A 23,065-nucleotide genomic window follows, 5' to 3' on the forward strand; every position below is an offset into this window, starting at 1 on the left:
CTCAACTTTTGGGGGCTGCACGCTCTCGCGGCCTTGCGTCGCGATTGGAGCGCGCAGCGGTCCCCGGTTTTCAGCTTCGCCGCTGCCATTGCCGGGACCGCTGTGCGGTCCAATCGCGACACAAGGCCGCTCCCACAAAAAGACGCGCTGGATTCTGGAAATCATGCGCTGTAGATGAACAACAAACGCATGATTACCCGGTTCCGAATGCCGCGCCGAGGATATAAAGCGAGCGCAATCCCGGTAGGGGCCAACTGTCTTTCACCTACCACCGACCCTTGGTCTTGCTCAACTTCTTGGAGTCTGCACGCCCGCGTGGGCCTTGCGTCGCGATTGGGCCGCACAGCGGCCCCACGATCCCGAGCGCGACACACCTACAGGACGCCAAACGGCGACCCCAACACGCCAGCCCCCGCCGCCCTCACCACTGCCAAAGCTCAGGCACAAGACAGTCGCGGCCCCCTGCCGTAAACTTCAGCCTCCCTCACCGCAAGGCCCTGCCCATATGGAAATGCAATGGTGGATCTGGCTCGTCTTCGGCATCGCGCTGATCCTGCTGGAACTGGTGCTGCCGACCTTCTTCATTCTCTGGTTCGGCATCGGCGCCGTGCTGGTGGCGTTGATCGCCCTGGTCGCGCCGGCCCTGCAACTGGACATGCAAGTGCTGCTGTGGGTGGCGTTGTCCTCCGTCACCACGCTGCTGTGGTTCAAGGTGTTTCGCAACAAGAAGCCTGACCTGCGCTGGACCGCCGACAGCGTGATCGGCGAAGTCGGCCTGCTCACCGCCAGCGTGTCGCAGTTCCAGAAAGGCCGTGTGCGTTTTCAGAAGCCCGTGCTGGGCAACGAAGAATGGACCTGCATCGCCGACAGCGACATCGCCGCTGGCGAGCGTGTGCGCCTGAGCGCCATCGAAGGCAACATCGTGCGGGTGACCCGCCCCTGAATTTCTACTGAAAGGAAGCTAGCAATGACCAGCCTCATCGTCGTCGGCGCCATCGCGCTGTTCGTGTTGATCACCGTGTTCAAGGGCGTGCGCATCGTCCCCCAGGGCGAGGAGTGGATCGTCGAGCGTCTGGGTCGCTACCACAGCACCCTCAAGCCCGGCTTGAACATCCTCGTGCCATACATGGACGTGGTCGCCTATCGCCTGCCGACCAAGGACATCATCCTCGACGTGCAGCAGCAGGAAATCATCACCCGCGACAACGCGGTGATCGTCGCCAATGCCCTGTGCTTCGCCAAAGTGGTGGACCCGCAGAAAGCCTCCTATGGCGTGCAGAATTTCTCCTTCGCCGTCACCAGCCTGACCATGACCTCGCTGCGCGCCATCGTCGGCGCCATGGACCTGGACGAAGCGCTGTCCAGCCGCGAGCAGATCAAGGCACGCCTGCGCGAGGCGATGTCCGAGCAGACCGAAGACTGGGGCGTGACCGTGCGCTCGGTGGAGATCCAGGACATCAAGCCCTCGGAGAACATGCAGAAGGCCATGGAACGCCAGGCCGCCGCCGAGCGTGAGCGCAAGGCCGACGTGACCCGCGCCGAAGGTGCCAAACAGGCGGCGATCCTCGAAGCCGAGGCACGCCTGCAGGCCGCCCGCCTCGATGCCGAAGCCCAGATCAGCCTGGCCGAAGCCTCGGCGCGGGCGATCTCGCTGGTGCGCGACGCGGTGGGTAACGAAACCACCCCCGCCATGTACCTGCTGGGCGAGCGCTACATCGACGCCATGGATAACCTGGCCGGCAGCGACAATTCGAAGATCGTGGTGCTACCGGCGGACCTGCAGGAAACCGTGCGCGGGCTGCTGGGGCGCGGCAAGGTTTGACGGGGCGACTCGCCTCTGCGGCAGATCACCGCACCGGGGCGTTTTTCCCTATACTGCGCCGTACAATAGCCACCTGATTCCTGACCGGATCTTTCCATGACCCCACGTCGGCACATTGCCTGGATAGCCTGCCTTGCAGTGCTGTTCAACCTGCTGGCCATGCCGCTGTCTTCGGCCGCGCCCAAGGGTGCGGCCGAGCAGTTGCTGTGGGGTGCCTTCTGCTCCAGCGGGGCGAGCAAGGCCACGTTCGACGTACAGTCCCTGGCCAAGATCGATCTCGGCCAGCAGGACCAACACGCCGGCATGCAACACTGCTGGTGCTGTTCCGGCAGCGCTCCGGCGCTCGCCCTCACCGGCCACGCGCCGCACCCGCACAGCCCGCCCGGGCGCAGCTTCGCCCAGTCACCGCCACTGCCCGCGCACCAGCCGACGCCGCGCCAACTGTGGCCGGCGCTCAATCCGCGCGCCTCTCCCCTGGTCTGAGTTCACGACGCCGTCCCTGAACCTCGACAGACCGGAGAACATTCAATGCTCAAGCATGCCCTCGTCCTGGCCGCCCTGCTGCTGCCCGGCGCCTTCGCCAACGCCCACGAATACAGCGTGGGCGACCTGCATATCGCCCATCCCTGGTCACTGCAACTACCGCCCAATGCCCCTAACGTCGCCGCCTACTTCGTCGTGCACAACAACGGCGCCAGCGACGATCGCCTGCTCGGCGCCGACAGCCCGATCAGCGACGACACCCAGTTGCACGAGCATGTGCAAACCACCACCGGCGCCATGAAGATGCAGCAGGTCAAGGGCGTCGAGGTGCCTGCGGGCAAGGACTTGGTGTTCGCCCCCAGCGCCTACCACGTCATGCTGATGCAGCCCAAGGACCGTAGCCTGCTCGACGACGGCAAGCGCTTCCCGCTGACCCTGCACTTCGAGAAGGCCGGCGACGTCACCGTCCAGGTGGTGGTGCAGAAGCAGCCACCCGCCGAACAGGCCGGACACGCCCACGCGCACTGACCGCTGATCGGCGCTGGCCATGAGCCTGTCGCGCACACGCACAGCCCGCAACACCCGCCCTGATCGCAGGCGCGTCGGTGGCGGCTGGCTGAGCCTGTTCGCCATGTGGATGATCTTCATCGGGCCGCTGGTTTCCCAGTCGCTGCCGATGGATCACCACGCCGGCATGGCGATGGACATGAGCATGCCCATGGACATGCCCATGGCGCACGCCGAGCCGGCCGCGCAGGACCACTGCAACGACGGCCAGTTGCACGCCGACTGGGAACGCTGCGGCTATTGCAGCCTGCTGTTCAACTGCCCTGCCCTGCCCCAGACCCTCAGCCCGCTCAGTGCTGGCCGCCTGGCGCCGCCCACCCTGGGCGCCATTCCCACCCACCAGGGCCATGCCCTGCATGCCGTGTTTCCCGGCGCGCGCAGCCGTGCGCCGCCCCTGTCGATCGTCGTCTGAACCCCCTTCATGCCCAAGGCCAGGTGGCCTTGCGCGTCCTCACGACTGATCGACTGGAATCATTATGTCCGGCTGCACCCGTACCCCTGCGCTACCGCGCACCCTCGCCCTGTTCTGCGGCTCGCTGCTCAGCCCTCTCGCGCTGGCCGTCGCCGCCGACCACTCGCACCCTGACGCCCCCGAGCTGAGCCCGACGGTGATCACTGCCGTGGCCCCCAGCTCGCCGCTGACCGTGGTCACCAACCCCAAGGATCCCCGCCAGCCAGTGCCGGCCAGCGACGGCGCCGACTACCTCAAGACCATCCCCGGCTTCTCCGCCATCCGCTCCGGCGGCACCAACGGCGACCCGGTGCTGCGCGGCATGTTCGGCTCGCGCCTGAACATTCTCACCAACGGCGGCGTGGTGCTCGGCGCCTGCCCCAACCGCATGGACGCGCCGACCTCCTACATCTCCCCGGAAACCTACGACCGCCTGACCGTGATCAAAGGCCCGCAGAGCGTGATCTGGGGGCCTGGCGGCTCGGCCGGGACCATCCTCTTCGAGCGCGAGCCCGAAAAGTTCGGCACCCTCGGCAGCCGCGTCAATGCCAGCCTGCTGACCGGCTCCAACGGGCGCTTCGACAAAGTGCTCGACGCCGCCGCCGGCAACGATCAGGGCTACGCCCGATTCGTCGGCAACCAGTCGCGCGCCGACGACTACCACGATGGCCACGGCGACACGGTGCCGTCGCGCTGGGACAAGTGGAATGGCGACGTCACCCTGGGCTGGACCCCGGACGCCGATACCCTGCTCGAACTCACGGCTGGCAAGGGCGATGGCGAGGCGCGCTATGCCGGCCGCGGTATGGACGGCTCGCAATTCAAGCGCGAAAGCCTGGGCCTGCGTTTCGAGAAGTCCAACCTGGGCGAGGTGCTGGACAAGGTCGAGGCGCAGGTCTACTACAACTACGCCGACCACGTGATGGACAACTACAGCCTGCGTACCCCGTCCGGGCGCGGCATGATGGGCATGCCCATGGTCAGCAACGTCGACCGCCGCACCCTCGGCGCGCGCCTCAAGGCCACCTGGCGCTGGGCCGACGTGCAATTGATCAGCGGCCTCGACGCGCAGACCAACGAGCACCGCAAGCGCGGCGGCATGGGCGTCGACGCCCACAAGGGCCAGCCCTGGACCAAGGACGCCGACTTCCACAACTATGGGGCGTTCAGCGAGCTGACCTGGTACGCCAGCGGCGAAGACCGGCTGATCGCCGGCGCCCGCCTGGACCGTGCTTCGGCCCGTGATTTCCGCCAGACCAGCGCCACCGTCGGCGACACCCGCGCCGACACCCTGCCCAGCGGCTTCGTGCGCTACGAGCATGACCTCGCGGCAATCCCGGCCACCGCCTACATCGGCCTGGGCCACGCCCAGCGCTTCCCCGACTACTGGGAGCTGTTCTCGCCCAAGCAGGGGCCCAACGGCGCGGTGAACGCCTTCGACGCCATCAAGCCGGAGAAGACCACCCAGCTCGACGTCGGCATCCAGTACAAGGATGAGCGCCTGGAGGCCTGGGCATCGGGTTATGTCGGGCAGATCCGCGACTACATCCTGTTCGACTACCGCACCGGCATGATGGGCATGAGCAGCACCCAGGCGCAGAACATCGATGCGCGCATCATGGGCGGCGAGTTGGGCGCGGCCTATGCGCTGACCGACAACTGGAAGGCCGACGCCACCCTGGCCTACGCCTGGGGCAAAAACAGCAGCGACGGCAAGGCGCTGCCGCAGATGCCACCGCTGGAAAGTCGCCTGGGCCTGACCTACAGTCGCGACGCCTGGAGCGTCGGCGGGCTGTGGCGGCTGGTGGCGGCGCAGAACCGCATCGCCCAGAACCAGGGCAACGTGGTCGGCAAGGACTACGAGAAGAGCGGCGGATTCGGCGTGTTCTCGCTTAACGGAGCCTACAAGGTCAACCGTAACCTCAAGCTCAGCGCCGGTGTCGACAACCTGTTCGACAAGACCTACGCCGAGCACCTGAACCTGGCCGGCAACGCCGGGTTCGGCTATCCGGCCGCCGATCCGCAGCCGGTCAACGAGCCGGGCAGAACCTTCTGGACCAAGGTCGATTTCAGCTTCTGACATAACAACAACGACATCGACCCAGCGGACGCGGCCAACACCGCGCCCGCTGGGGCGAACGGGAGATACCGTGAAACAACCGCAGCCTTCCTTCTACAACCTGGCCTGGCGTTGGCACTTCTACGCCGGGCTGTTCGTCGCACCGTTCATGATCCTGCTGGCGCTCACCGGGATCGTCTACCTGTTCAAGCCGCAGCTCGACCCCTGGATGTACCGCGACCTGATGGTGGTCGAGGCCAGCGCGCAGCGCCAGAGCGCCGACACGCTGCTGGCCAAGGTGCGGCAGGCCTATCCCCAGGGCCACATCGGCCAGTACCTGCCGCCGCTGAACGTCGAGCGCAGTGCGCAGTTCGTGGTGCACGACGGCGGCCGTGAGCTGAACGTGTTCGTCGACCCCTACCGCGCCGAAGTGCTGGGCGTCCAGGACGGCAAGCGCAACCTGCAAGCCATCGCCCGCGCCCTGCACGGCGAACTGATGATCGGCACCCTGGGCGACCGTCTGGTGGAACTGGCGGCGGGTTGGGGCATCGTGCTGGTGGTGTCCGGGCTGTACTTGTGGTGGCCGCGTGGACGCAGCGGCGCCGGCGTGCTGTGGCCACGCCTGACGGCGCGTGGGCGCCTGCTGTGGCGCGACCTGCATGCGGTCGTCGGCTTCTGGGGCTCGGCACTGCTGCTGTTCATGCTGCTCAGCGGCATGACCTGGACCGGCTTCTGGGGCAAGCAATACGCCGAGCTGTGGAACCGCTTTCCGGCGGCCATGTGGACTACGGTGCCCACCTCGGACCAACAGGCCGGTGCGCTCAACGACGCTCACCGCCAAACCGTGCCCTGGGCCCTGGAAAATACGCCGATGCCGGTGTCCGGTGCGCACGCCGAGCATAGGGGCCATCACACCGGCCACAGTGCTCCCGCGGCGCCGCAAATCGGTTTGCAGCAAGTCCAGGACCTGGCCGACGCGCGTGGCGTGACGCCCGGCTACAGCATCACTGCGCCGACCACCGCCGACGGCGTCTTCACCATCGCCGTGTTCGCCGACGACCCGCGCCACGACGCCACCCTGCATGTGGACCAGTACACCGGCCAGGTGCTGGCCGACGTGCGCTGGCAGGACTACGGCACGGCGGCGCGCGCCACTGAGCTGGGGGTGATGCTGCATGAGGGGCGGATGTTCGGCCCGGTGCACCAGGCGATCATCCTGCTGGTGTGTTTGATGATTCTGTTGGGCGCGGTCAGCGGGCTGGTCATGTGGTGGAAACGCAAACCCAGCGGCAGCCTGGGCGTACCACCGCTGCGCCATGACCTGCCTCGCTGGAAGACCGCCGTGGCGGTGATGGCGCTGCTGGGCGTGCTGTTTCCGCTGGTGGGGTTGTCGATGCTGGTGGTCGGTTTGGCCGACCGCCTGTGGTTACGCCGCCGCAGACCGCTGCCACGTTGAGTGCCGGCCACGCCTGACAAATCTGCTAGTTGTCGGGGTGCTGGGGCCGCTGCGAAGCTCCTACCGAGCACGACGCCGTACCTGGGTGTCGCCATAACCGAGGCAGGAGGGGACGATGAGCGATCACAATGACTGGGTCCAGGCCGGCGACGCCAGCCTCAGCTCGGCAGGGCATGCAAAAATCGGCGAAACCCTGACGGCGTTTCTGCTGGACCCGAACTCCGGGCAGATGCTGGCGCGCGTTCCCTACAAAGTCCCCAACGAGAAAGAATCCTATCAGCATAGTTGGACTCACTATTTCGCCGAAGCCATCAACAAAGCCAATACCCCCCTGCGAGCGGGCGAAAAAAACGCCTCTGGTGGGTTCGATACCCCGTGGAGCAGCTACCGCAATCGACTGTGGAAACCGCGCAATTCAAATGGCGTGGCGTTCTCGACCCATCCGGGCCTGAGCAACTGGGTGGACCTCGGCGCGGTGGACACTCAATTGCCGGTCGCCCCTGGCCTGTCCGTACGCGTGGTGGTGAGCAGCCCCAAAGGCCCTGTGCACGAAACCATCGACCTGCCCCTGGACAAGAGCAGCAGCGATCCCGCGATCTGGCCGGCGAAACTCGCCACTTTGTTGGACGAGCGCGGCAGCCTGGTACGCATCGGCCTGGGCAACGCGACCACTCAGCGCATCGAGCCTCAGCCGCCTGGCAGCCTGAACCGCTTGTGGCTGCCACGCGGCGCGGACCTGCGCGTCCAGTTGAGTGTGCAGGTCTCCTCGAGCTGGCAGCAGGACGCCGAGCAGGTTTACCAACGCCTGTGCGAGGTCATGCGCCTGCAACCCGATGAGGCAGAAACCGCCCAATGGCTGGCTGACTTCAAGAACGGACGCTTCGCCGACATCCGTTATCCGACCTCGGCCCGCCAAGCCGATGTCGATCCACTGTACCTGCATCTGGAGCGGACTCGGCTGTTGGCCAGTTGCTCTGATGCGGCCTGCACGAAGGCCGCCGCCGATGCCCTGGTGTTCTATGCCAGCAGCAACTACCAGACAACCAACTGGTGGCATCGTCAGATCGGCTTGGCCAGGGCGGCGTCTGCCGGGTTGGTGCTGCTCGCCGATGGCCCCCAGCGCAGCCGCCTGGGCGGGGTGGTCGACTATCTGCAGGCCGCCGCCAACACGGGCCTGGGCTACACAGGCGCCAACCAGGCCGACTTCGCCTACATCCAATTGCACTGGGCCATTGCTGGCTGGAAGATCAAGCAGGACGACAGTTACCTGAGCCAAGTGGCCGAGGCGGTGCAGACCGTTTCGCGGTTGTGCCTGCCGGTCAGCCTTGCGGGCGCCGAGCAGGGCGAGGGCATACGCGTCGACCGCTCGTTCAGCCAGCACAACCCGGCGCCCAAGGGCGCGCTCTATTCGCAACTGTACGCAGCCACCTACGGCTTCGTCCTGCTCAACACGCTGTTCGCCTTCAAGGTGCTGCTGACCGGCGTCTTCTCGCTGGAGCGCGAGTCCGTGCGCAACATCGAGCGCTTCATGGTGCAGGGCCTGGGCTGGTTCGCCCAGTCCGGTTTCTACGACTTCCATGTGTGCGGTCGGGCGATCAGTCGTGGCATGGAAGGTCATCGCTCATGGGCCCGGTGGTGTGACGTGCTGCTGGCTGATGCACCGCAGCATCCGGAGTTGCTGCGCACGATGAAAGCCCGCGCGCTGGGCCAGCCCTTCGATGGCAGCGCCTTCAAAGGCAACCGCGCCTATTGGACCAACGACTACATGAGCCACCTCGCTGCTGGCTTCGCGCTGTTCGCCAAGCTGGTGTCGACCCGTACCGTGGGTACCGAGAGCGGCAACGGCGAGAATCTCAAAGGGTATTACCTGGGCTGCGGCAGCTACTTCGCGGTGGCGAGCGGCGAGGAATACAAGAACATTCAGCCGCTGTGGGACTGGCAGAAATTGCCGGGCACCACCGTGGAGCAGGTGCCGAACTTCGCCTTCCCGCTGATCGACTGGGGCTATGGCGCCTGGGGCAGCCATGATGCCACTGGCGTGGTCAGCAACGGCGCTGCAGGCGTGGCCTCGATGCAACTGACCCGCGGTAACATCAGCGACGCGCGCAAGTCGGTGATGGCGGTGGGGGAACAGGTCTATTGCCTGGGCAACGCGGGAAACCTGAACAGGACCCGGCACCCGGTGTGCACCACCGTCAACCAGAGCTGGCTGCGCGCAAAGGTGCAGGTGCGCTTGCGCGATGGCCGTCAACAGACACTCGACCAGGGGCGTCTGAGCAGCGAGGACATCGCCGAAGTGATCCACGACGGCTTCGTCTACCGTTTCCTGCACGTCACCCAACGCGTCACCGTGGACATCAGTGCGCGCACCGGTGCCTGGAGCGACATCAACCGGAACGGGTCTGCCAAGCGCGTGCGTGGGACGGTGTTCTCGCTGTGGGTCGAACACGAGAAATCCGGTCTGGGCGACTACTGCTACAGCATCAGCCGGTCCGATCAGCCAGCCCCACCCAGCGGCCAATGCACCCTCGGCAACGCGGCCCATGTCCTCACCGGGCACGGCCTGCAAGGCGCGATGGGCACCCTGTTCACCGGTGCCGAGGTGCCGGTGCAACTTGAACAGGTGCAACTGACGCTCAGCGGGCCGCTGGCGTTCATCGCCGAGCACAGCGACGCGAGCACCCTGCGGCTGACGTTGGCCGACCTCACGCAAAAGCGCCAGTCCATCGTCGTGCACCTGAACTGGGCCGGAAAACACACCACCCACACGGTCGACCTGCCTACCAATGAAGCGCAGCGTGGCAAGAGTCTGACGCTGACACTGACCGCCAGCGGCCTGCAGTCGCGCACCTGAGCACCTGGGAAGCTGTACCCCAAAGACTCGGTCAATCTGACGCGCCCCCACGTGGGGGCGCCCGTGATAGCCTACTCGGCTTGCACAAGAAGACTGACCCTCTCAATGGAATGCAGCCTATGACCCAAACCTCTCCCTCCCCGACAGATGACCAGCATCTGCAACGCAACCTGACCAACCGCCACATTCAGCTCATCGCCATCGGCGGCGCCATCGGCACCGGCCTGTTCATGGGCTCGGGCAAGACCATCAGCCTGGCCGGCCCGTCGATCATCTTCGTCTACATGATCATCGGCTTCATGCTGTTCTTCGTCATGCGCGCCATGGGTGAGCTGCTGCTGTCGAACCTGAACTACAAATCGTTCATCGACTTTTCCGCCGACCTGCTCGGCCCCTGGGCCGGTTACTTCACTGGCTGGACCTACTGGTTCTGCTGGGTGGTCACCGGCATCGCCGACGTGGTCGCCATCGCCGCCTACACGCAATTCTGGTTCCCGGAGCTTCCCCAGTGGATACCGGCACTGACCTGCGTGGCGGTGCTGCTGTCGCTGAACCTGGTCACGGTCAAGCTGTTCGGCGAGATGGAGTTCTGGTTCGCCCTGATCAAGATCATCGCCATCCTCGGCCTGGTCGCCACCGGCCTGTACATGGTGGTCACCGGTTTCACCTCGCCGAGCGGGCGCACTGCGCAACTGGCCAACCTGTGGAACGACGCCGGCATGTTCCCGCATGGGGTCATGGGCTTCTTCGCCGGCTTCCAGATCGCCGTGTTCGCCTTCGTCGGCATCGAGCTGGTGGGCACCACCGCCGCCGAAGCGAAGAACCCCGAGCGCACCTTGCCCCGGGCGATCAACTCCATCCCAATCCGCATCATCGTGTTCTACGTGCTGGCACTGATCGCGATCATGGCCGTGACCCCGTGGCGCGACGTGGTGCCGGGCAAGAGCCCGTTCGTCGAGCTGTTCGTGCTGGCCGGCCTGCCGGCAGCGGCGAGCATCATCAACTTCGTGGTGCTGACCTCGGCGGCGTCCTCGGCCAACAGCGGCGTGTTCTCCACCAGCCGCATGCTCTTTGGTCTGGCCCAGGAAGGTGACGCGCCGAAGGCGTTCGAGAAACTGTCGCGCCGCGCCGTCCCGGCCAACGGCCTGTACTTCTCCTGCACCTGCCTGCTGCTGGGCGCGGTGCTGATCTACCTGGTGCCGAACGTGATCGAAGCCTTCACCCTGGTGACCACGGTGTCGGCGGTGCTCTTCATGTTCGTCTGGACGCTGATCCTGCTGTCGTACCTGAGCTACCGCAAGCACCGTGAGCCCCTGCACCAGGCCTCGAAGTACAAGATGCCGGGCGGACGCTTCATGTGCTGCGTGTGCCTGGCGTTCTTCGCCTTCATCCTGGTGCTGCTGAGCCTGGAGGCCGATACCCGCTCGGCGCTGGTGGTCACGCCGCTGTGGTTCCTGATTCTGGCGGTGACTTACCAGTTCGTGCGCAGCAAGCGCCAGGCGCGCGGCACCGTGCGTCGCGATTGACTGACGCGGGGCCGCCGTGCGGCCCCGATCACCCCGCCCCGGCCCCAACTCGGTGCAGCCCTCACCAGCGAGCACCAACCTCGCCCCCGCCTACGCCCCGCCCCGAAGCACAGCCCGTCTGCCGCGTGCCTTTGCGCACCACGGCACAGCCTTTGCAGTCTCCCCTGCGCCAACACCACAACAACGCAGCGGAGAGAGCACATGAAGCGTCGCAGTCTGATCAAGGCCTTTACCCTCAGCGCATCGCTCGCGGCCATGGGCCTGAGCTGGAGCCTCCAGGCCGCCGAGACCATCAAGGTCGGCATCCTGCATTCGCTGTCCGGCACCATGGCCATCTCCGAGACGTCGCTCAAGGACATGGCGCTGATGACCATCGACGAGATCAACGCCAAGGGCGGGGTCAACGGCAAGATGCTCGAACCTGTGGTGGTAGACCCTGCGTCCAACTGGCCGCTGTTCGCCGAGAAGAGCCGCCAGTTGCTGACCCAGGACAAGGTCGCGGTGGTGTTCGGCTGCTGGACGTCGGTGTCGCGCAAGTCCGTGCTGCCGGTGTTCGAGGAACTCAACGGGCTGCTGTTCTACCCGGTGCAGTACGAGGGTGAAGAGATGTCGCCAAACGTCTTCTACACCGGTGCGGCGCCTAACCAGCAAGCGATCCCAGCGGTTGAATACGTGATGAGCGAAGACGGCGGCAGCGCCAAGCGCTTCTTCCTGCTGGGCACCGACTACGTGTATCCGCGCACCACCAACAAGATCCTGCGCGCCTTCCTGCACAGCAAAGGCGTGGCCGACAAGGACATCGAAGAGGTGTACACCCCGTTCGGCCACGCCGACTACCAGACCATCGTCGCCAACATCAAGAAGTTCTCCGCTGGCGGCAAGACGGCCGTGATCTCCACGGTCAATGGCGACTCCAACGTGCCCTTCTACAAGGAACTGGCCAACCAGGGCCTGAAGGCCACCGATGTACCGGTGGTGGCGTTCTCGGTGGGTGAAGAAGAGCTACGCGGCATCGACACCAAGCCGCTGGTCGGTCACCTGGCGGCCTGGAACTACTTCGAGTCGGTGGATAACCCGGTCAACCAGAAGTTCGTGGCTGACTGGAAGGCCTATGCCAAGGCCAAAGGCCTGCCCGGCGCCGACAAGGCGGTGACCAACGACCCGATGGAAGCCACCTACGTGGGCATCCACATGTGGGCGCAGGCAGCGGAAAAAGCCAAGTCCACCGATGTGGACAAGGTGCGCGAAGCGCTGGCCGGGCAGACCTTCCAGGCGCCATCGGGCTTCACCCTGACCATGGACAAGACCAACCACCACCTGCACAAGCCGGTGATGATCGGCGAGATCCAGGACGACGGGCAGTTCAGCGTGGTCTGGGAGACCGAACAGCCACTGCGCGCGCAGCCTTGGAGCCCGTTCATTCCGGGCAACGACAAGCGGCCTGACTATGCGGTGAAAGGCAACTGAGTGCAGGGGCCGCGCGGCGGCCCAATCGCGCGACGAGCCCGCCCCCACAACAGCCGCGTGCCCCCATCAACATGGGGTTACACAGCCCCTGTGGGAGCGGGCTTGCCCCGCGATGAATCCACCTCCGATTTCCAGGACTGCCCACATGCTCAGACTGCTGCTGACGCTGTTACTGCTCCTGCCGCTGGCAGCCGAGGCCAGCGAGGGCGAATTCTTCCTCGCGGCCAAGCCTGCCGAGCAGGCCAATTTGCTCGAACGCTGGGCCGCGCAACCGGACCCTGCGCGCCTGGCGCTGCTGGAGAACCTGCGCGAAGGCCGCATCGCCGCCGATGACACGCGCAAGGTGCGCCTGAACAACCGCTTGCGCGGCCTGATCGACAACGCCCTGGCCAGCCACCAATTGTCCGCAGGCGACAGCCGTGTGCGCCTGGGCGCGGCCCAGCAGTTGCAGAAAAGCGCGCAACCGGCGCAGATGGCAACGCTCGACCGCGCTTTCGCCCAGGAGTCCGACCCGGCGGTGCACGCCGCGCTGGGCCTGGCCTTGGCCAACCTGCAACTGGGCGCCAGCGAACCGCAGGTACGTCTGGCCGCCGTGCGCCTGCTTGGCGAGACGGGCGACCCGCTGGCCCGCACCCGCCTCGAAGCACTGCTGCAACCCGGTGCGGAAAGCGATTCGGGCGTGCGTACCGCCGCCGAGACCAGCCTGGCCCAGGTGCAACGCAAGCTGTTGATCGGCGAACTGCTCGGTCAGGCCTTCAGCGGCCTGTCGCTGGGCTCGATCCTGCTGCTGGCGGCGCTGGGCCTGGCCATCACCTTCGGCCTGCTCGGGGTGATCAACATGGCCCACGGCGAAATGCTCATGCTCGGCGCCTACAGCACCTACATGGTTCAGGTGCTGGTGCAGCGCTACGCCCCCGGCGCCCTGGAGTTCTATCCGCTGATCGCCCTGCCGGTGGCCTTTGCCATCAGCGCCGGGGTCGGCATGGCGCTGGAGCGCACGGTCATCCGCCACCTCTATGGCCGCCCCCTGGAAACCCTGCTGGCCACCTGGGGCATCAGCCTGATCCTGATCCAGGCGGTACGCCTGCTGTTCGGCGCGCAGAACGTCGAAGTGAGCAATCCGGCCTGGCTGTCCGGCGGCGTGCAGGTGCTGCCGAACCTGGTGCTGCCGTACAACCGCCTGGTGATCATCGGCTTCGCCCTGGCCGTGGTGCTGCTCACCTGGCTGCTGCTCAACCGCACGCGGCTGGGGCTGAACGTGCGTGCCGTCACTCAGAACCGCAACATGGCGGCGTGCTGCGGGGTGTCCACCGGCCGCGTGGACATGCTCGCCTTCGGCCTCGGTTCGGGCATCGCCGGCCTCGGTGGCGTGGCCCTGAGCCAGGTCGGCAACGTCGGCCCGGACCTGGGCCAGAGCTACATCATCGACTCCTTCCTGGTGGTGGTGCTCGGTGGCGTCGGGCAACTGGCCGGCAGCCTCTGGGCGGCCTTCGGTCTGGGCATCGCCAACAAGCTGCTGGAACCGCAGATCGGTGCGGTGCTCGGCAAGATCCTCATCCTTGCGCTGATCATTCTGTTCATCCAGAAGCGCCCGCAAGGTCTGTTCGCCCTCAAGGGACGGGTAATCGACTGATGAACCAGCCACTGCTTGTCACCGCCGCGCACAAGACCGGGCCCCGGCTGTCGTTGGCCCTCGGCGCCCTGCTGACCCTGGTGCTGATCGCCCTGCCGCTGTTGTCGCTGTTGCCCGAGGGGCACCCCCTGCAGGTCTCGGCCTACACCCTGACGCTGGTCGGCAAGATCCTCTGTTACGCCATCGTCGCCCTGGCCCTGGACCTGGTCTGGGGCTACGCCGGGTTGCTGTCGTTGGGCCACGGCCTGTTCTTCGCCCTGGGCGGCTACGCCATGGGCATGTACCTGATGCGCCAGGCCGCCGGCGACGGCCTGCCTGGCTTCATGACCTTCCTGTCGTGGAGCGAGCTGCCGTGGTACTGGGCCGGCACCCAGCATTTCGCCTGGGCGCTGTGCCTGGTGGTGCTGGCGCCGGGGCTGCTGGCCCTGGTGTTCGGCTGGTTCGCGTTCCGCTCGCGGATCAAGGGCGTGTACTTCTCGATCATGACCCAGGCCCTGACCTTCGCCGGCATGCTGTTGTTCTTCCGCAACGAGACCGGCTTTGGCGGCAACAACGGCTTTACCAACTTCCGCACCATCGTCGGCTTCGACGTGGCCGCGCCCGGCACGCGGGCGGTGTTGTTCCTGCTGACCGTGGCCTTGCTGCTAAGCAGCCTGTACCTGTGCTGGCGGCTGACCCGCAGCAAGTTCGGCCGCCTGCTCACCGCCCTGCGCGACGCCGAGAACCGCCTGATGTTCTGCGGCTACGACCCGCGCGGCTTCAAGCTGCTGGTGTGGGTGCTCAGCGCCGTGCTGTGTGGCCTGGCCGGTGCCCTGTACGTGCCGCAGGTGGGCATCATCAATCCCAGCGAGATGTCGCCGACCAACTCCATCGAGGCCGCGGTGTGGGTGGCCTTGGGCGGACGCGGCACGCTGATCGGCCCACTGCTCGGCGCGGGTCTGGTCAACGGGATGAAAAGCTGGTTCACCGTGGCCTTTCCGGAGTTCTGGCTGTTCTTCCTCGGCGCACTGTTCATTCTGGTCACCCTGTACCTGCCCAAGGGCGTGGTCGGGCTGCTGAAGAAAAGGAGCCAGCCATGAGAGGCCTGCCTGCGGTACACCCGGAGTTCATGCTCGAACCGGTGTTCGATCAGCTCGGCAACGGTCGCGATGCCATCGGCCTGGGCCAGCCCCGCAAGGCCGGACTCGACACCCGCCACGGCACCGTGTTGAGCCTGGAGGACATCAGCGTCAGCTTCGACGGTTTCAAGGCGCTCAACGCCTTGACCCTGTACATCGGCGTCGGTGAACTGCGCTGCATCATCGGCCCGAACGGCGCCGGCAAGACCACGCTGATGGACGTGATCACCGGCAAGACCCGGCCGGACAGCGGCAGCGCCTTCTTCGGCGACACCCTCGACCTGACCCGCCTGAGCGAATACCAGATCGCCCAGGCCGGCATTGGTCGCAAATTCCAGAAGCCGACGGTGTTCGAGGCGCTGACGGTGTTCGAGAACCTCGAGCTGGCGCTCAAGACCGACAAATCGGTGTGGGCCAGCCTGACCGCGCGGCTGACCGACGCGCAGCGCGCGCGTATCGACCAGGTGCTGAGCACCGTGCGCCTGCACAGCCAGGCCTCGCGCCAGGCCGGGCTGTTGTCGCACGGCCAGAAGCAGTTCCTGGAGATCGCCATGCTGCTGGTGCAGGAGCCACAGTTGCTGCTGCTCGACGAGCCGGTGGCGGGCATGACCGACGCCGAGACCGAGTTCACCGCCGAGCTGTTCAAGGGGCTGGCGGGCAAGCACTCGCTGATGGTGGTGGAGCACGACATGGGCTTCGTCGGCAGCATCGCCGATCATGTCACCGTGCTGCACCACGGCAGCGTACTGGCGCAAGGATCGCTGGAGCAGGTGCAGGCGGATGAGCGGGTGGTCGAGGTGTACCTCGGTCGCTAGGGAGAGGCTGAATCGGCGTGGGAGCGGGCATGCCCCGCGTCTAGACCTGCCCGGCCAACATCATTTGCAGGTCTGGCGCTAGCGCGGGGCGAGCCCGCGCCCACGACCTGAATTATCGGATGGCAGAACATGCTGAAAATCGACGCACTGCACCAATACTACGGCGGCAGCCACATCCTGCGAGGCCTGTCGTTCGAGGCCAAAGTCGGCGAAGTGACCTGCCTGCTGGGCCGCAACGGCGTGGGCAAGACCACCCTGCTGCGCTGCCTGATGGGCCTGGTGCCCGCCCGCGAGGGCCGCATCGAATGGGAAGGCAAGCCGATCACCGCGCTCAAGCCCCAGCAGCGGGTGCACGCGGGCATCGCCTACGTGCCCCAAGGCCGGGAAATCTTCCCGCGCCTGACGGTGGAGGAGAATCTGCTGATGGGCCTGTCGCGTTTCAGCGCCCGCGAGGCGCGGCAGGTGCCGGCGTTCATCTATGAACTGTTCCCGGTGCTCGAACAGATGAAGCAGCGCCGAGGTGGCGATCTGTCCGGCGGCCAGCAGCAGCAACTGGCGATCGGCCGTGCCCTGGCCAGCCGCCCGCGCCTGCTGATTCTCGACGAGCCCACCGAAGGCATCCAGCCCTCGGTGATCAAGGAAATCGGCGCGGTGATCCGCCGCCTGGCGCAGCGCGGCGACATGGCGATCCTGCTGGTGGAACAGTTCTACGACTTCGCCGAGGCGTTGGCCGACCAGTACCTGGTGATGGCCCGTGGCGAGATCGTGCAGCGCGGCCGTGGCGAAAACATGCAGGCCGAGGGTGTGCGCGGGCTGGTAACCATTTAATCTGCGGCCTCGACTTCGCGAGACACTGCCATGAGCCACTGCATCCGCGATGCCCGCCCCGACGACCTGGCCGGCATCCTCGACATCTACAACGACGCCGTGTGCAACACCACGGCGATCTGGAATGAAACCCCGGTGGGCCTGGCCAACCGTCAGGCCTGGTTCGCCGCCCGGGCCGAGCAGGGCTACCCGATTCTGGTGGCGACCGACGACAGCGGCGTGCTCGGCTACGCCTCGTTCGGCGACTGGCGCCCCTTCGAAGGTTTCCGCCACACGGTGGAGCACTCGGTGTACGTGCGCGGCGACCAGCGTGGCAAAGGCCTGGGACCGCTGCTGATGCAGGCGCTGATCGAACGTGCCCGCCGCGGCGGCAAGCACGTCATGGTGGCGGCCATCGAAAGCGGCAATGCCGCCTCGATCCGCCTGCATGAGCGCCTGGGCTTCGCCGTGACCGGGCAGATGCCGCAGGTGGGGGTGAAGTTCGGCCGGTGGTTGGATCTGACCTTCATGCAACTGCTGCTCAACCCAGGTGCCGAGCCCCGCTGAAGCTGACGTTGAGCACCGGCAGGATCACATCTGGGTGAACCGCCCCAGACGCTGGCGCAACATGCTGTTCTCGCTGCGCAACTGCTGCACTTCCTCCAGCAGTTCCAGCGCCAGCGCCACCCCTTCCCATTCCAGCTCCAGCTCCTGGTGCAGCTTCACCGCGCGCTTGACGGTGACCGGCGCGTGGTCGTCGAACACCCAGTCGTCAGGCGTTCGCCCTGAGGGTTCAACGATGCCGTGCTCGACGATCTCGATCACGCAGTCGGCCGTGAGGTTGGCTTCCTGGCAGAGGGTTCGCATGTCCAGTTGAACGATCAGGGTGCTGCTCATGATCACTTACTCCATTGTGTCCTCGGGTTGAACGCGGCCTGCTCGGAGAGCTTGGTCCACAGTTCGCGGGTGGTCGCATCGGAGGTGCTGGGCATGACCACCTTGAGCTGGGCGTAGAGGTCGCCGCGCTCGCCCTGCTTGGTGGCCAGGCCCATGCCCTTGACCCGCAGGCGCTGGCCGCTCTGGCTATCGGGGCGGATGGTCAGGTTGATCTTGCCGGTGAGCGTCGGCACCGCCACCTTGGTGCCCAGGGCGGCTTCCCACGGTGCCAGCGGCACGGTGATGATCAGGTCGTGGCCCTCGACGTCGAACAGCGGATGCGGCGCCATGCGGATGGTCAGGAACAAGTCGCCGTTGGCGCCGCCGCCCGCGCCCGGTGCGCCCTGGCCCTTGAGGCGGATGCGCTCGCCGTCGGTGACCCCGGCCGGGATCTTCACGTTCAGGGTCTTGGTGGTGAAGCCGGTGCGTTGCCCGGCGGCATTGGTCTGCGGCACCTGGAAGCTGATCTGCTTGGATTCCTTGCTCAAGGTCTCTTCGAGAAACACCGCCAGTTCCAGTTCCACGTCCTGCCCTCGCCTGCCGGCACTGCGCTGCTGTTGCTGGCCGCGCGCGCCGCCAAAGGGATTGCCGCCACGGGCACCGAAGATCGAGCTGAAGAAGTCGGAGAAATCGCCGCCCTCGAAACCACCGCCACCACCGCCACGGCTTTCCCAGCCCGGCGGTGCCTGGAACGGCCGGCCGTGCTGGCCACCGTACTTGCGGATCTCGTCGTATTCGGCGCGCTTGGTGGCGTCGCCCAATACTTCGTAGGCCTCGTTGGCCTCCTTGAATTTGTCCTCGGCGTCGCGCTCTTTGCTGACGTCAGGGTGATACTTGCGCGCCAGCTTGCGGTAGGCCGCCTTGATCGCCTTCTCGTCCGCGCTGGGGTCAACGCCGAGTACCTTGTAATAGTCTTTGAAGTCCATCTAAGGATCACCAGTAGGAAATATCGTGCTGCTTGTGAAGATAGGGGTGAAGCATAGCCTTTCAAGGGCCGTTTGGCGTTGCGCCATGACAGACGATCGGTCTTGATTCTGTCGGCCACTGGCATAAACTGCGCGGCCGTTTTGCCTCCGGAAGCTTTCCCCCATGTCTGACGTATCCCCGGCCCGCGCCCTCGGCATCGACTTCGGCACCTCCAACTCCACCGTGGGTTGGCACCGCCCGGGCGTCGAATCGCTGATCGCCCTGGAAGAGGGCAAGATCACCTTGCCGTCGGTGGTGTTCTTCAACATCGAGGAGCGTCGCCCGGTGTACGGCCGCCTGGCCCTGCACGAGTACCTCGAAGGCTACGAAGGCCGCTTGATGCGCTCGCTCAAGAGCCTGCTGGGCTCCAAGCTGATCAAGCACGACACCAGCGTGCTGGGCAGCGCGTTGCCGTTCAAGGACCTGCTGGGACTGTTCATCGGCGAACTGAAAAAACGCGCCGAAGCCAGTGCCGGGCGCAGTTTCGAGCAGGTGGTGCTGGGCCGCCCGGTGTTCTTCGTCGACGACGATCCGGCCGCCGACCAGGAGGCCGAGGATACCCTGGCCGAGGTGGCGCGCAAGATCGGCTTCAAGGACGTGTCGTTCCAGTACGAACCCATCGCCGCCGCCTTCGACTACGAGTCGGGCATCGCCGCTGAAGAGCTGGTGCTGATCGTCGATATCGGCGGCGGTACCTCGGACTTCACCCTGATCCGCCTGTCACCCGAGCGTCATCGGCTGGACGCGCGCCAGGACGACATCCTCGCCACCGGCGGCGTACACATCGGCGGTACCGACTTCGACAAGCAGCTCAGCCTGCAAGGCGTGATGCCGCTGTTCGGCTATGGCAGCCGAATGAAAAGCGGCGCGCTGATGCCCACCAGTTATCACCTGAACCTGGCCACCTGGCACACCATCAACGCCTTGTATGGCCAGAAATCGCAACTGGCCCTGGGCAACATGCGCTATGACATCGAGGACACCCTGGGCATCGACCGGCTGTTCAACTTGATCGAACAGCGCGCCGGGCACTGGCTGGCGATGGAAGTGGAGGCCAGCAAGATCGAGCTGACCGACCGCGACAGCCGCAGCATCGACCTGGGCCGGGTCGAGTCGGGGTTGGTGGCGCAGTTGAGCCGGGCCTTGTTCGAAGACGCCATCGACGGTTTGCTGCAACGGGTACGCGGCAGTGTCGACGAGCTGCTGGTCAAGGCCGGGGTAACGGCGGCGCAGGTCGACACGGTGTTCTTTACCGGCGGCTCCAGCGGCATCCCGGCGCTGCGCAATAGCGTCGCGGCGATGCTGCCCAACGCCCGGCACGTGGAAGGGAACATCTTCGGCAGCATCGGCAGCGGGCTGGCGATCGAAGCGCGCAAGCGCTACGGGGCGGTCTGAGATCGCGCGGGGCTCTAGCGCGGGCAACCTGCGCTAGAGCCCCGATGGCCTTCAGACCAGTTCCATACGCCGCAACTCACTCTTCAGGTAGGCGTAGTAGATCGGCCCCGCCACCACCCCCGGCAACCCGAACGCCGCCTCGAACACCAGCATCGCCAGCAGCAGTTCCCAGGACTTGGCGCGGATCTGCCCGCCGACGATACGCGCGTTGAGGAAATACTCGACCTTGTGGATCACGATCAGGTATCCCAGCGCGGCAGCCGCCACCCAGATCGACAGCGACAGCCCGACGATGGTGATCAGCGTGTTGGAGATCAGGTTGCCGATCACCGGCAGCAGACCCAGCAGGAAGGTCAGCACGATCAGGGTCTTGGTCAACGGCAGGTGCACGCCGAACAGCGGCAGCACCACGGCCAGGAAGATGCCGGTGAAGGTGGTGTTGAGCAGGGAAATCTTGATCTGCGCGAAGACGATGTTGCGAAACGCCTGCGCCAGCAGGCTCAGCCGCTCGAACAGCGCGGCCGCCAGCGGCTTGCGCCGGGACAGGTCGGGGATACGCTGCAAGGCGATGATGGCGCCGAGAATCATGCCGATCAGCAGGGTCACGAACATGTGTGCCATGCCCTTGCCCACCAGTTGCAGATCGCTCAGGTGACTGCGTATCCAGTCGCCGATGGCCACCTTGAACTCGGCGGCGCTGGCGGGCAGATAACCCTCGATGAACGGCGGCAGCTGACCTCGCGCGCGCTCCACCAGGCCCATGAACTTGTCCAGCGAAGCGCCGGGGTTCTCGGCCTCGTGCAGCAGGAAGCTGAAGGCGCCGGCGATCAGCAACGCCAGGCTGGTGACCACCAAGGTGCCCAACAGCGCCACCGCCAGCCAACGGGCGCGCTGGCCGGCGATCAGCGGTTGCAGGCGCGGGGTGAGCATGTTCACCAGTTCGAACACCAGCAGGCCGGCCAGCAGGCTGGGCAACAACTTCAGGGGCAACGCCAGGAGCAGGCCGGCAACCACGATGATGCAACTGGCCAGGGTGATCTGGCGGGGAGTGAAGGTCATACAGCCTCGGCGGCAGACAGCGGGAAGATCCGCAGTCTGCCAGCCTTCAGGCGACAGGCATAGGCACCGGTCACTTCTTCTTCAGACAGTCGCTCATGAACGCTTTTCGTGCGTCGCCCTTGAGCGACTGGCCGCTGGCGTCAGCGTTGCAGGTCTTCATTTTCTCCTGCTGGGTGGGGCGCGACTTCTTCAGGCAGGTGCTCATGAACGCCTTGCGCGCATCGCCCTTGAGCGACTGGCCCGTGGCTTCGGCGTTGCAGGTCTTCATCTTTTCCTGTTGCGCCGTGGCGGCGAATCCCTGCCCAGCGATCGACATGCCCAACACCAGCAATGATACGTGCAGCAGCTTCATGGAGTGGTCTCCTTGTCTGCGCGCTGGATGCGCGCTCGTCCCGCTGAGTGTAGACAAGAATTTTTACATCCTCGGCCAGCCTCCGTATCCCGGGCTTTTGCCGGTTCGCTTGATGAATCGAACTCCTGACGCGCCGTGCGGTTCCAAGCTTAACAGCCACCCGTAACGGACCTTTTGCAAGGAGCGTAATCATGAGCAAAGCGACCCTGGCCGTCCTGATCGCCAGCGCAGCCCTCGCCGCCTGCAGCAGCAACAGCCGCCCGGAAAATCCGGTCGACTACGTCACCTTCCGCAACGAGCCGCTGGTCAAGCAGGTCGAGAACGGCATGACCACGCAGAAGGTCATCGCCATCGGCGGCAGCCCGTCGAACATGAGCGACCTGCCCAACGGGGGCATCTGCAACGACTACATCCTCAACAAGGATGGCAAGCAGCAGCCTTACTACGTGCGCTTCGACGCCAGCGGGCATGTCGACGCCAAAGGTTTCAAGACCTGCAAGCAACGAGAAGAGGACCGCAAGGCCGTGCCTGGCGCGTAAAACCTCTCGAGACTCTGACCTGAAAAGCTGATTCGACTGGAGAATCCCATGAGCAACTCTGTACTGACCGATATCGAAACCCTGCGCCATCGTGCCCGTGAGCACGTCGAGAACGGCGCCATCACCGAAGGCTACAAGGCCGACCGTGAAGAGATCATCCGCCTGCTCAACGAGTCGCTGGCCACCGAGCTGGTCTGCACCCTGCGCTACAAGCGCCACTACTTCATGGCCAGCGGCATCAAGGCCAGCGTCGCCGCCGAGGAATTCCTCGAGCACGCCAACCAGGAATCCGAGCACGCCGACAAGCTGGCCGAGCGTATCGTGCAGCTCGGCGGTGAGCCGGACTTCAACCCGGACAACCTGAGCAAGAACTCCCACGCCCAGTACGTGGCCGGTTCCAACCTGAAGGAAATGGTCCTCGAAGACTTGGTGGCCGAGCGCATCGCCATCGACAGCTACCGCGAGATCATCCAGTACATCGGCGACAAAGACCCAACCACTCGCCGCATCTTCGAAGACATCCTGGCCCAGGAAGAAGAGCACGCCGACGACATGTCGGACCTGCTCGAAGGCCTGTAAGTCAGGTATCGTCGGGGCCGCTTTGCGGCCCTTTCGCGGCACAAGGCCGCTTGTATGGTGATACTCGAAGGGGTGGTGGGACGAAAAGGCCGAATCTGACTGTCCACAAACAGTACAGACCGTGGGAGACCTCGCCCCACCCCTTCACCAAAGCGCCGATAAAGAATGCATCGTTTGCAAG

22 protein-coding genes are annotated in these 23,065 nt (G+C 65.4%); 18 read left to right on the forward strand and 4 right to left on the reverse strand.

Features of this window, described 5'->3' with window-relative positions; genetic code table 11:
* Positions 1 to 505 precede the first annotated feature (505 nt).
* From Q7C30_RS07760 to Q7C30_RS07830, 15 genes are all read left to right on the forward strand, one after another.
* The gene (locus Q7C30_RS07760; protein WP_029613677.1) at positions 506 to 943 is read left to right on the forward strand and encodes an NfeD family protein; all 438 of its coding nucleotides are present in this window, start codon (positions 506 to 508) and stop codon (positions 941 to 943) included.
* Positions 944 to 967: 24 nt separating this feature from the next.
* A complete protein-coding gene (locus Q7C30_RS07765; protein WP_039582922.1) occupies positions 968 to 1,822 on the forward strand; it encodes an SPFH domain-containing protein in 855 nt (284 codons plus the stop codon).
* A 96-nt stretch (positions 1,823 to 1,918) separates the two neighbouring features.
* Entirely contained in the window at positions 1,919 to 2,305 is a 387-nt protein-coding gene (locus Q7C30_RS07770) for a DUF2946 domain-containing protein (RefSeq protein ID WP_317871172.1), read from the forward strand.
* 45 nt (positions 2,306 to 2,350) lie between these two features.
* Positions 2,351 to 2,833: a copper chaperone PCu(A)C gene (locus tag Q7C30_RS07775; RefSeq protein ID WP_317871173.1), complete on the forward strand. Its 483-nt coding sequence runs from the start codon at positions 2,351 to 2,353 to the stop codon at positions 2,831 to 2,833.
* Positions 2,834 to 2,852: 19 nt separating this feature from the next.
* Positions 2,853 to 3,284: a DUF2946 domain-containing protein gene (locus Q7C30_RS07780; RefSeq protein WP_317871174.1), complete on the forward strand. Its 432-nt coding sequence runs from the start codon at positions 2,853 to 2,855 to the stop codon at positions 3,282 to 3,284.
* 64 nt (positions 3,285 to 3,348) lie between these two features.
* Entirely contained in the window at positions 3,349 to 5,403 is a 2,055-nt protein-coding gene (locus tag Q7C30_RS07785) for a TonB-dependent copper receptor (protein ID WP_317871175.1), read from the forward strand.
* Between the two features lie 70 nt (positions 5,404 to 5,473).
* Positions 5,474 to 6,838 carry a PepSY domain-containing protein gene (locus Q7C30_RS07790; RefSeq protein WP_317871176.1) on the forward strand — a complete coding sequence of 455 codons (1,365 nt, stop codon included), beginning with the start codon at positions 5,474 to 5,476 and terminating at the stop codon, positions 6,836 to 6,838.
* Positions 6,839 to 6,953: 115 nt separating this feature from the next.
* Positions 6,954 to 9,692: a polysaccharide lyase family 8 super-sandwich domain-containing protein gene (locus tag Q7C30_RS07795; RefSeq protein ID WP_317871177.1), complete on the forward strand. Its 2,739-nt coding sequence runs from the start codon at positions 6,954 to 6,956 to the stop codon at positions 9,690 to 9,692.
* Between the two features lie 119 nt (positions 9,693 to 9,811).
* Positions 9,812 to 11,218: a D-serine/D-alanine/glycine transporter gene (cycA, locus tag Q7C30_RS07800; protein WP_029613672.1), complete on the forward strand. Its 1,407-nt coding sequence runs from the start codon at positions 9,812 to 9,814 to the stop codon at positions 11,216 to 11,218.
* Between the two features lie 201 nt (positions 11,219 to 11,419).
* On the forward strand, positions 11,420 to 12,685 hold the full coding sequence (urtA, locus tag Q7C30_RS07805) for an urea ABC transporter substrate-binding protein (RefSeq protein WP_295481553.1): 1,266 nt from the start codon (positions 11,420 to 11,422) through the stop codon (positions 12,683 to 12,685).
* A gap of 145 nt (positions 12,686 to 12,830) precedes the next feature.
* A complete protein-coding gene (gene urtB, locus Q7C30_RS07810) occupies positions 12,831 to 14,318 on the forward strand; it encodes an urea ABC transporter permease subunit UrtB (protein WP_317871178.1) in 1,488 nt (495 codons plus the stop codon).
* Positions 14,318 to 15,397, forward strand: a complete 1,080-nt coding sequence (urtC, locus tag Q7C30_RS07815; protein WP_317871179.1) for an urea ABC transporter permease subunit UrtC — start codon at positions 14,318 to 14,320, stop codon at positions 15,395 to 15,397. Before urtB ends, urtC begins: the two co-directional genes overlap by 1 nt.
* On the forward strand, positions 15,394 to 16,251 hold the full coding sequence (urtD, locus tag Q7C30_RS07820) for an urea ABC transporter ATP-binding protein UrtD (protein ID WP_317871180.1): 858 nt from the start codon (positions 15,394 to 15,396) through the stop codon (positions 16,249 to 16,251). The genes urtC and urtD overlap by 4 nt, the downstream gene beginning before the upstream one ends.
* Positions 16,252 to 16,380: 129 nt before the next feature.
* On the forward strand, positions 16,381 to 17,079 hold the full coding sequence (gene urtE, locus Q7C30_RS07825; RefSeq protein WP_039582907.1) for an urea ABC transporter ATP-binding subunit UrtE: 699 nt from the start codon (positions 16,381 to 16,383) through the stop codon (positions 17,077 to 17,079).
* Positions 17,080 to 17,109: 30 nt separating this feature from the next.
* Entirely contained in the window at positions 17,110 to 17,625 is a 516-nt protein-coding gene (locus tag Q7C30_RS07830; protein WP_317871181.1) for a GNAT family N-acetyltransferase, read from the forward strand.
* Positions 17,626 to 17,649: 24 nt separating this feature from the next.
* On the opposite strand, the gene Q7C30_RS07835 is transcribed toward Q7C30_RS07830, so the two are convergent.
* Positions 17,650 to 17,955 carry a chaperone modulator CbpM gene (locus tag Q7C30_RS07835; protein ID WP_039582903.1) on the reverse strand — a complete coding sequence of 102 codons (306 nt, stop codon included), beginning with the start codon at positions 17,953 to 17,955 and terminating at the stop codon, positions 17,650 to 17,652.
* Positions 17,956 to 17,957: 2 nt separating this feature from the next.
* Complete coding sequence (cbpA, locus tag Q7C30_RS07840; protein ID WP_029613669.1) at positions 17,958 to 18,920, reverse strand: curved DNA-binding protein; 963 nt, start codon at positions 18,918 to 18,920, stop codon at positions 17,958 to 17,960.
* 163 nt (positions 18,921 to 19,083) lie between these two features.
* Here cbpA and Q7C30_RS07845 point away from each other — a divergent pair, with 163 nt between their 5' ends.
* Complete coding sequence (locus Q7C30_RS07845; protein ID WP_317871182.1) at positions 19,084 to 20,355, forward strand: Hsp70 family protein; 1,272 nt, start codon at positions 19,084 to 19,086, stop codon at positions 20,353 to 20,355.
* A gap of 51 nt (positions 20,356 to 20,406) precedes the next feature.
* Here the strand turns inward: Q7C30_RS07845 and Q7C30_RS07850 are convergent, their stop codons facing one another.
* A complete protein-coding gene (locus tag Q7C30_RS07850) occupies positions 20,407 to 21,414 on the reverse strand; it encodes a hypothetical protein (RefSeq protein ID WP_317871183.1) in 1,008 nt (335 codons plus the stop codon).
* A 70-nt stretch (positions 21,415 to 21,484) separates the two neighbouring features.
* Positions 21,485 to 21,766 (reverse strand): PsiF family protein, encoded by a 282-nt coding sequence (locus Q7C30_RS07855; RefSeq protein ID WP_317871184.1) that lies wholly within the window; start codon positions 21,764 to 21,766, stop codon positions 21,485 to 21,487.
* A gap of 191 nt (positions 21,767 to 21,957) precedes the next feature.
* Here Q7C30_RS07855 and osmE point away from each other — a divergent pair, with 191 nt between their 5' ends.
* A complete protein-coding gene (osmE, locus tag Q7C30_RS07860) occupies positions 21,958 to 22,305 on the forward strand; it encodes an osmotically-inducible lipoprotein OsmE (RefSeq protein WP_116887474.1) in 348 nt (115 codons plus the stop codon).
* A 48-nt stretch (positions 22,306 to 22,353) separates the two neighbouring features.
* A complete protein-coding gene (locus Q7C30_RS07865; RefSeq protein ID WP_029613665.1) occupies positions 22,354 to 22,884 on the forward strand; it encodes a ferritin-like domain-containing protein in 531 nt (176 codons plus the stop codon).
* Positions 22,885 to 23,065: the final 181 nt, after the last annotated feature.

It is taken from the genome of Pseudomonas sp. RAC1 (genome assembly GCF_030658255.1).
Classification (GTDB): Bacteria; Pseudomonadota; Gammaproteobacteria; order Pseudomonadales; family Pseudomonadaceae; genus Aquipseudomonas; species Aquipseudomonas boreofloridensis.